The sequence below is a fragment of the Rhodococcus sp. UFZ-B548 genome (genome assembly GCF_903819475.1).
Lineage (GTDB): Bacteria > Actinomycetota > Actinomycetes > Mycobacteriales > Mycobacteriaceae > Rhodococcus_F > Rhodococcus_F erythropolis.
Map to the genome: position 1 here is coordinate 81,752 of NZ_CAIJDS010000026.1, position 9,000 is coordinate 90,751.

At 63.9% G+C, this 9,000-nt stretch carries 8 protein-coding genes; 6 read left to right on the forward strand and 2 right to left on the reverse strand.

Annotation, left to right across the window (positions count from 1 at the left end):
* Positions 1-16: 16 nt before the first annotated feature.
* From H7C86_RS21555 to H7C86_RS21570, 4 genes are all read left to right on the forward strand, one after another.
* Positions 17-1,411 (forward strand): TerD family protein, encoded by a 1,395-nt coding sequence (locus H7C86_RS21555; RefSeq protein WP_060939632.1) that lies wholly within the window; start codon positions 17-19, stop codon positions 1,409-1,411.
* 158 nt (positions 1,412-1,569) lie between these two features.
* Positions 1,570-2,463 (forward strand): SGNH/GDSL hydrolase family protein, encoded by an 894-nt coding sequence (locus tag H7C86_RS21560; protein ID WP_182262206.1) that lies wholly within the window; start codon positions 1,570-1,572, stop codon positions 2,461-2,463.
* Positions 2,464-2,503: 40 nt separating this feature from the next.
* Complete coding sequence (locus H7C86_RS21565) at positions 2,504-4,060, forward strand: TerD family protein (protein ID WP_113682053.1); 1,557 nt, start codon at positions 2,504-2,506, stop codon at positions 4,058-4,060.
* A gap of 84 nt (positions 4,061-4,144) precedes the next feature.
* The gene (locus H7C86_RS21570; protein WP_003941110.1) at positions 4,145-4,600 is read left to right on the forward strand and encodes a tellurite resistance TerB family protein; all 456 of its coding nucleotides are present in this window, start codon (positions 4,145-4,147) and stop codon (positions 4,598-4,600) included.
* A 56-nt stretch (positions 4,601-4,656) separates the two neighbouring features.
* Here H7C86_RS21570 and H7C86_RS21575 read toward each other — a convergent pair whose 3' ends face one another.
* Together H7C86_RS21575 and H7C86_RS21580 are read right to left on the reverse strand one after the other, a co-directional pair.
* Complete coding sequence (locus H7C86_RS21575; protein ID WP_003941084.1) at positions 4,657-5,178, reverse strand: 2-oxo-4-hydroxy-4-carboxy-5-ureidoimidazoline decarboxylase; 522 nt, start codon at positions 5,176-5,178, stop codon at positions 4,657-4,659.
* Positions 5,179-5,414: 236 nt separating this feature from the next.
* On the reverse strand, positions 5,415-6,644 hold the full coding sequence (locus tag H7C86_RS21580) for an IS110 family transposase (protein WP_125052960.1): 1,230 nt from the start codon (positions 6,642-6,644) through the stop codon (positions 5,415-5,417).
* 670 nt (positions 6,645-7,314) lie between these two features.
* On the opposite strand from H7C86_RS21580, the gene H7C86_RS21590 reads away from it, so the two are divergent.
* Both H7C86_RS21590 and H7C86_RS37325 read left to right on the forward strand, forming a co-directional pair.
* Positions 7,315-7,647, forward strand: coding sequence for a hypothetical protein (locus tag H7C86_RS21590; RefSeq protein WP_113682054.1), 333 nt, complete (start codon positions 7,315-7,317; stop codon positions 7,645-7,647).
* Positions 7,648-7,918: 271 nt separating this feature from the next.
* Entirely contained in the window at positions 7,919-8,569 is a 651-nt protein-coding gene (locus H7C86_RS37325) for a hypothetical protein (RefSeq protein ID WP_241895995.1), read from the forward strand.
* Positions 8,570-9,000 lie beyond the last annotated feature (431 nt).

Sequence of the window (9,000 nt, forward strand, 5' to 3'; positions counted from 1 at the left end):
TATGAAGGGGATTTAGTTGTCTGTATCGCTTGCCAAAGGGCAGAACGGCCCGCTGGACGTCTCGGATGTAGTTGTGTCGGTTCAGCTGGCTGCAGCCGCTGACCTGTCTGCACTCCTCGTGACGAGCAACGGAAAAGTTCGTTCCGACGCCGACTTCGTCTTCTTCAACCAGCCGACCGGACCCGGCGTGCAATTGGTGCCCAACCCGGGTGGCATTGCCTCACTCCGAGTCTCGCTCGCCGGCGTCCCTGCCGATATCGAGCAGGTTCGCGCCGTCATCACGCTCGACGACGCTTCGTCGAACTTCGGGCGCAGCGCAGCACCCACCGCTCGGGTCTCCGACGCGGCCGGGAACGTGTTGTACGAGTACGTGATCGACGGTCTCACCACCGAGTCCATCGTCATCGCGCTCGAGGTGTACCGACGCCAGGGTGCGTGGAAGGTGCGCGCCGTCGGCCAGGGGTACGCGGGTGGATTTGCCGCGCTGGTCACCGATCACGGTGTGTCCGTCGACGATGCACCCGCGCCGCCGCCGCCCACTCCGGTCGCGGCTCCGGCTCCGATCACGCCGCCCTCGTCCGTCGCTCCTACTCCGCCGGCGTACAACCAGCCGCCGCAGCAGCAGCCTTCGTACAACGCGCCGCCGGTTCCGCCGGCCCCGCCCGCGTACAACCAGCCGCCTGCCTACAACCAGGGACCGACGCCGCCGGCCTACCCGCCGGCGCAGCAGCCTGCGTACAACCAGCAGCCGACGTACAACCAGGCACCCCCGGCGCCTCCCATGCAGAACCAGCCGCCGGCGCAGCAGCCCGAGGTGAGCCTGGTCAAGGGACGCCCCGTCAGCCTGACCAAGGGCCAGAAGGTCACGCTCCGCAAGGAGGGCGGCGTCGCGCTCACCATGATCCAGATGGGTCTGGGTTGGGATCCGATCAAGAAGAGCGGCCTGTTCGGAAGCCGTACCGCCGACGTCGACCTCGACGCTTCGGCGCTCCTGTACGCCGACGGCAACCTCGTCGACGTCTGCTACTACGGTCAGCTGACGTCCAAGGACGGCTCGGTCCGTCACATGGGTGACAACCTCACCGGCGACGGAGACGGCGACGACGAGGTCATGCTCGTCGACCTGCAGCGGGTCCCGGCTCACGTGACCACCGTGATCTTCACCGTGACCTCGTACCGCGGACACACGTTCGAGCAGGTCTCCAACGCTTTCTGCCGTCTCGTGGACAGCACCACCAACTCCGAGCTCGCTCGATACACGCTCCAGGGCGGCATGGCTTTCACCGGAATGGTGATGGCAAAGGTGTACCGCGCGAACGGCGAATGGAAGCTGCAGGCCATCGGTGAAGGTATCCAGGCCAAGCACGCAGGAGAAGCTGCGCCGCAGCTGGGCCGTTTCCTCACTGCTTGAGTCGAGACTGCATAGTCGAGATGAATCCGGTTCGGCGGTAGGTGGTTTCGATCGCCGTCCGCCGAACCGGACATCGTTGTCCCCTCCGTGCGTTAACCTCATGCGGCATGTCGAGCCGTCAGTCGAGCGGCCGTGCGCGAGAGGACTTGGCACAGTAGATGATCACTCGAGGGAAACTTCTCGGTCGGGCGGCGGCCGTCGCAGGCGTTGTGCTGGCGCTCGTGAGCACCGGAATCGCGCAGGCTTCGGTGCCCCAGTCGGCACCGCCGGCAGGTTTTTCCGAGACCGGGATCAAGTACGTCGCCCTCGGTGACTCCCGCGCCTCCGGTCCAAGGCTGGAACCGATGTACCCCGACGCCTGCTCGCGTTCGTACGAGAACTTCGCGGGCAAGATCTCGCGGGCGCTCGACGTGACCGAGTTCGCTGATGTCTCTTGCAGCGCGGCACGCGCCGAGAACATCATCGACACCCCACAGCTGATTCCGAACTACTGGCCCGTCCAGCTCGATGCTGTTCACCCGGACACCGACCTGATTACCATTTCGATCGGCGGCAACGACTCCAACAGCATCTTCCTCGGCCCCCTGTGCGTCGCTCCGGGACCGGGAACCGATCGTGGATGTCGGTACGACCCGCTCGCGAATTCCGTCGCCCAGTCCGGAATCGACCGGGCTGCCGGAGAATTGGATCGCATCCTGACCGCGGTCACGCAGCGCGCGCCTAACGCTCGCATCTACCTGATCGGAGAGGGCGGCATGATCTCCACTCGCGGATGCTGGCCGAACATCCCGTTCTCAGACGCCGACGCATCCTGGTTCATGGACTACTTCGCTCGCTACAACACGAAGTTCGACGAGGTCGCCCACGCCCACGGTGTCCGTACCGTCGACATTGCGGCGGCGAGCATCGCCGGCGGGCACGATGCGTGCGCGAGTGCAGATCAGCGTTGGTTCGAAGGCCTGTTCTCGGAGTCGACGGCGCAGCGCTTGCACTTCACGGACGCCGGGATGACCGCGGTGGCCGATCTAGTGGTGGCGGACCTGCAAGGCTGACCGAGAGAGCCCGGTCATGGCATAGTTCGCTGCTGTGGGTATGACTTTTGTTCCCGGACAGAACGCGCCGCTGCAGGCGCCCGTGGTGACGTTTCGAGCCGAGAGCCAGACGCCGTTCGACGTGTCGGCGCTGGTAGCGGACGCGAACCTGCGGGCATTGACGTCCGAGGACTTCGTGTTCTACAACCAACCATCCACCGCTGGAGTGCAACTCGACCAGAGCGGCATCCGGGTGGAACTCGATCGACTTCACCCCGATGCCGCAGCAGTGTTGTGCATCGTCAGCGTGGATCCGGCAGCGACGGCCGCGGGAGCCTTTCGCACGGCCGGGCTCTCCGCCACCCTGAGCGATCAATCCGGTTCGGTCCTGGCCAAATTCGCGATCCCCACCGCAGGCACCGAGACAGCGGTCATCTGCTGGGAGCTGTACCGAAAGTCCGGTGCCTGGAAGATTCGGGCCGTAGGGCAGGGCTATGCGGGTGGTCTGGCGGAACTGATCTCGGTGCACGGCGTCGAGGTCGACGACGAGCCGGCACAACCAGCCCCGACAGCCGCGCCCGCGTGGGACTCCGCGGTGGAGCCGTTGGAGGTGGGCCGCGGCCTCGAGCGTGCGTGGATGATCTTCGAGGACGCCTCCCGATCTGCCGCTTCCTTCGTCTCCAGCAGTGAGTACGCGCTTGCCCGTTTGGACGAGGATCTGACCGCAGCCGTCGCAGATCCGTCGTTGCGGAACTCGGCAGCGGGAGTGGCGGCGCGCGATGCCGCACAGAAGCGTCACGACGACCTCGTCTCACTCGCACGGGACAACCACGCCCGCGACAGCGCTCAGCTTGCGCACGAACTCGGCGTGATCGACGGCGTGCTCCCACGGTCGATGGCGTCGTGGAAGTCGGTGTCGTGGGCGGGTACAACCGATCCGGCCCAGATCACGGCCGTCAGCGACGGAATGCGTCTGGGCGAGCTTTCGGCTCCGGACCGCGGCACGCTCACCGTTCCCTACTGCGTCCCGCTCCCACTGCGTCGGCCCATCTGGGTGGACAGTACGTCGAGCAAAGCAGCGCTCGGTCTGATCAGTGCCGTCACCGTGCGCGTCATGGCCGCCGGTCCGATGCCGCTACTCGACGTCGTCGATCTGACCGGCTCGCTGACGCCACTGACCGACAGACTGGCACCGATGCTCGCGGGGCCGGTCATCACCGCTCACACCGAGATCTCGGCGCGCTTGCGGGCACTGGCCGAGGCCGTCGACATGGGCGAGCTCGCGCGAATGAGTGGTGTCGCAGATGGCCCGAGTTCCCTGCGCCTGTTGATCCTCAGCGATTTCCCGCACGGATACTCCGCCGAAGACGCACAGACCATCATGTTCCTCGCCGAACGCGGGCCGGCAATCGGTTTGTCCATACTGATTGTCGGAGAGGACGAGTCGAACTTCGCGGAAGAATCCGTCGCCGCGCTGTCCGAGGGGTGCCAACATCTTTCGGCAGCAGGGCAGACGGAGGTTCACGATCCGTGGACCCGCACGCAATGGCACTTCACCCCGGACGTGCTCGACCCGATCTCCGAGTCGCGAATTCTGGCAGTGTTCGACCGCACCTAGTGGCCGATGGCGGATTGCCGAGCGCACAGGCAGAGTGGTGGTACGACCACGCGCGGTGTGTGGCGGCAATACTCGAGGAGACTCATGGCATTCTGGGATCAGTTGAAGGCTAAGGCTCAGGAGATGAACGGCCAGCTCAAGACAAAGACCAGCCAGTTCCAGAACAAGGAATTCAAGAACGCGAGCATGGCAATGTGCGCGTTGATCGCCGCCGCAGACGGTTCGATCGATCCGTCGGAGCGTCAGAAGACCGCCGCGCTGATCATGAGCAACGAGTCGCTCGCGGTCTTCCCGCCGGACGAGCTTCGTGAGCAGTTCGACTGGTACTGCAGCAAGCTGTCCTCGGACTACGAGTTCGGCAAGGTCGAGGCAACCGCGACCATCGCCAAGCTCAAGTCGAAGCAGGATCAGGCCCGCGCGGTCATCCAGATCGGCATCATCATCGGCGGCGCGGACGGCAACTTCGACGAGCACGAGCGCGGCGTCGTACGCGACATGTGTTTTGCAGTCGGAATCTCTCCGGCCGAGTTCGATCTCTGATCGATTCAGAGCATGAAAGCGGGTGCGGCGCGAAAGCGCTGCACCCGCTTTTCTTTTCAGTACTCGGGATAACCGTCCTCGGGTCCCAGCATGCGCTCGATCCTCGTCCGCGTGATCTTGGCGAGCTCGTCGACGCAGACCTTGCGCTCGACGGACCTCTCGTTGGACATGCGCTGGCCGATGTTCTCGAGCAGGTCGTCGGCGTCGTGGCCGTGCGAACACCACAGATACCGGAAGCCGAAGTTCCGCTCGTACTCCTCGCCGGCGCGATAGATGGTTGCCATGACGGCGTCGTCCGGAACCCAGATCGAGCATTGCTCGAGGTGGGACGGCACGCTGTTCCTACGGACGCCGACCGGTGGATGGCATTGCAATGCTCGCTCGACGTCGACGTCCGAGAGGTTGAGAATCGCGTCCTCGGCGCGCGAGAGGATCTCCGCGTGATCGGCGAACGGACGTCCGTCGCTGACCCACCCGGCCCACGTCAGAGAGCAGCAGCACTCGAACAATGCGTGAACCGCCTTCTGTCGCGGTAGTTCGTTGAAGCGCTCCAACCCGATCGATTGATGTAGCAGCATGTAACCTCCCGGCCCGTTGTGCCTTCAGGCGCGCTCGACATGCCGCGCGGTAACCAGATGCGCGACCATTTCGATAATCCGCCGCTTCACCTGGGAAAGGAAGGTTTGCTCACCGAGTTTTCAGGTTCTTAACGCGGCGTAACGAGCTGACCCACACAACGCAGGAGCCCCACCGGCGACAACCGGCGAGGCTCCAGACCGGGACCCCTTGGAAGACATCTCACGGGGTGTAGGAGTCAAGCCGCGATCGGGAGGGGAGGTGGAAATGCGTGCAGTTCGTCGAAGAATTCGCGGGTGATGAGGCAGTGGTGGAGTTGGCCGAGGAATCGGTTGAACAGGTGTCGTTGGGCTTGGTGGTTCCAGTCCCCGCCGGCGCGTCGGGCATCGAAATGTCGTCGGGCGCCGGGGGACGCTTGGAGGGCGCTGAACGCCCAGATCGTTCCTGCTGCTGCCAGTCTTCGGTTCTTGACGTGCCGGTGCAGGACGAAGGTCTTTTTCCCGCTGGCACGGGTGATCGGGGCGGCGCCGGCGTAGGCCTTGAGGCCACGCGCGGTGGCGAACCTGTTCCGGTCGTCACCGATCTCGGCGAGAACTCGGGCCCCGGCCAGTGGCCCCAGCCCGGGGAAGCTGGTGATGATCTTCGCATCGGGGTGTTCGGAGAAGAGCACGCTGACGTGTGCGGCGAGGGTCTCGGCGGCTGCGCAGGCAGCGTCGAACTGCCGCAACAGGGCCATCAGACTGATTCCCATCGCTGCTTCGATCTGCGGTGGCTGGCGAAGCGCCGGGGTGCGCAGGATGCCCCGCAGTCGTTCGACGTCTCGGTCGAGGAATCGGGAGCGTCCCGCCCTCTTGAGCGCCGCCCGAAGTTGGGGCCGGGTCAGGGCGGCAGCTGCGGTCGGGGTCGGAGCCGCAGCGAGCACGCTTCGGGCATCAGGGCGGGTCAGTCCGTCTTCGAGGGATTGAAACGCGGTCAACGCTGCCGGGAAATATTCTTTGAGGAGCGAGCGGACCTCGTTGCCGAAGCGTTGCCTGGACCAGACCGCGTCTTGCTGGGCGCGGGCGAGAACCCGGATGGCCAGAGCGCTGTCGGTATCCGCCGGCAGTGGGCGGTGTGCGGTGGCGTCGGTGCGCACGATATTCGCGAGCATGACCGCGTCGGCGGAATCGGATTTCGATCCGGAGACCGAATGCCGGGACCGGTACCGGGAGGCGGCGAGTGGGTTGATCGGGTAGATCACCCGGCCACTTGCTCGGAGTGCGGCGACCCACAGGCCGTGGTCGGTTTCGATCCCGACCGGGATCAGGTTTTCGGCGGTGTCGCCGGCTTCGGCGAATGCCTCGAGCAGTCGGGCGAACCCGGCGGCGTCGTTGTCGACTCGTCCCCGGCTCACGACTTCGCCCAGGTCGTTGAGGATTGCGAAGTCGTGATGGTTTTCGGCCCAATCGATTCCGCAGTACAGTCCCACCGCGCCTCCCAGTGTCGATGTGCAGGTTGCGAACCCGTGTGGTGCACGCGGCGACCTAATTGCAGGACTCGACGGTCCGTCATCTCACCAGCCGTTCGTGTCACCAGCGCACCGCAGGGCGCTCGATCTGCCGAAGAGCTCACGGCTCGGGAATGCAGAAGAAGAGATCATCCCTGTGGCGGGCTCGTACCACGACATTTCACCACGTCGAATGGTGCACTGCCTGGCGCTGTCTCTCTTCCAGAAGGCGTCGTGTGCGCCGGGAAAAAACCGGGAGTCGGCCGGGCAGTGCACCGGCAGAAACATCAGACCAGCGTGAGCGTTGTTGCCCGTCGGTCCGTGCTTCTACACACCAATTAGGAAAAGACCCGATCGTGACTGACCTTCTTCTCTGGTCGGCCCGTATCCAGCTAGGCGCTTTGCTCGCTCGGGCTCGCGATCGCCACCGGCGCCTTCGGACCTTCTTTCGCCGTGCAACGAGACCTCACACTGCAAGCACGGATCATCGAAAACCTCGTCGGGATCTTCCCTGCGAACGTCGACAGCGCAACCATCGCCATCACCAGCAAGCTCAAAACGAACACCAAGGTCGTTAATAGGGCGCTCGCTGCGAAAAAGTGCGCAGAGACCAGTTCCGCGGTCGACGTTGAGTAGTTGTACGGATTCGCGGGTGTCGCTGCGCGTGCAGGCTCAGGATGTGACCATCTGGCGGAAGATCGGCGTGTTGTTCCTTGCATTGGTCTGGACGCTCGTGGCGGCGGCCTTGGTGTTGTTCGGTCTGTGGGATTCAATCGACACGAGCTGTGACGGACCTGCGGAACGCGACATGGCCGGTGGCGGATGGCTGGTGATCGCGACGTTGTCCGTATGGTCTGGGGCATTCGTCGTCTGCGCGCTTCGTCTCCACACCGTGACTGCGGCCGTGCTCGCGACACTGTCGGTCGTATCGTCGACACTGGTCGTGGTCAACATGCTCGCCACTGCCTCGGGCCTTTGTTGGTGAATGTCTATTCGCCTTCCTGGTCGTTCACGCGTTCGGATTTTTCGATGATCGCGTGCATCGAAAAAATGCTTATACCCAACGTGATCACCCTCTCGAACTTCCCGAAAAGAACCGCGTTAAGAAATTCAGAAGTGTTGCAGGAAAACAATTTTGGTCCCGGGTTGCATAGGTGATCAAGTGCCCCACAGATTCGTTACCCCAGTTCCGCCCGTTCTGGACAGGCTTTCGGGTTCCGCTCATTAGCCACCGTGGTCTTGGACATACTGAGGTCATGACGAGCCGAGGAGTGGTACGTAGTTGGGACGTGGGGGGTATGCAGGGCGTGATCGACTCCGCAGACACTCCGGGCGGTAGCTGGACCTCATGGACATCTGTAGTGGTCCACGGGTTCCCGGGTTTGGTCGAAGGTCAGGAAGTCGAGTTCGAGTGGAATCAACTCGACGAGGCGGCAGACGGTTACGACTTTCACACCGTGCAGGCGTGGCCAGTCGGCGAGGACCACACGCCGCCGGGACCGCCCGGTTTCAGGGCTTGGGATATCGATCCTGACGGCACCGTTCACGAGGTCACCGATCTAGACATCACCGACCTCGACGATACGATCGCGCCCCCGATCGGCACCCCAGCGATCGGTGTCGTCACCACGTGGAATGGTGAGGAAGGCTGGGGAGTCATCGACTCCGCGGACACTCCGGGCGGTTGTTGGACCTTCTACAGCGCCCTACACCCCGACGAAGTCATCAACGCTCGGCCGGGCGACAGTTTCAGCATCGGCGGAGGGATCAGCGCTCTCGTCGTCGGAGAGCAGGTCGACTTCGAATGGGAGCCGGTCATCGACCAGGACGGATACAAATTTCGTGCGATCAAGGTCAGGCCGCGGCGGGATATCCCCCCGTGGCGCGTCGAACGAATCGGTAGGTAGCTCGACATCGACGGCACGTCGACGACCACCTGCCCTGCCTCGAACGCCGCGAAGCGCTCGCCAACCGCAGCCTCGAGCACCCTCGCATCAAAGTCCCACCTCACTGGCTCAACGTCGACGGACCGATCATGCTCGAGGTAGCCCTTGGGCATGCCTCTTCGTGCGCATTCGAGCCCGAAGACAACCATCAATCGTGCACCGTGCCACATCATTGCCCTCACCACGCATTTCCAGCCACACCTTGTGCGGCGCCGTAGACCGAATAGTTCTCGGTATGCACGGCTGACCTCGGCTGTAAGTTCTTCGTCGTGCACGGTCCGCTGGCCCCTCGACTGCAGGAGCGGCACCCGAAGATGGTCGAACCAGTACGCCGGCGCCGCCGGTTCGCGCAGAATGGAAGTCGGCGCAGACACCGACGAACCACGGGAGCG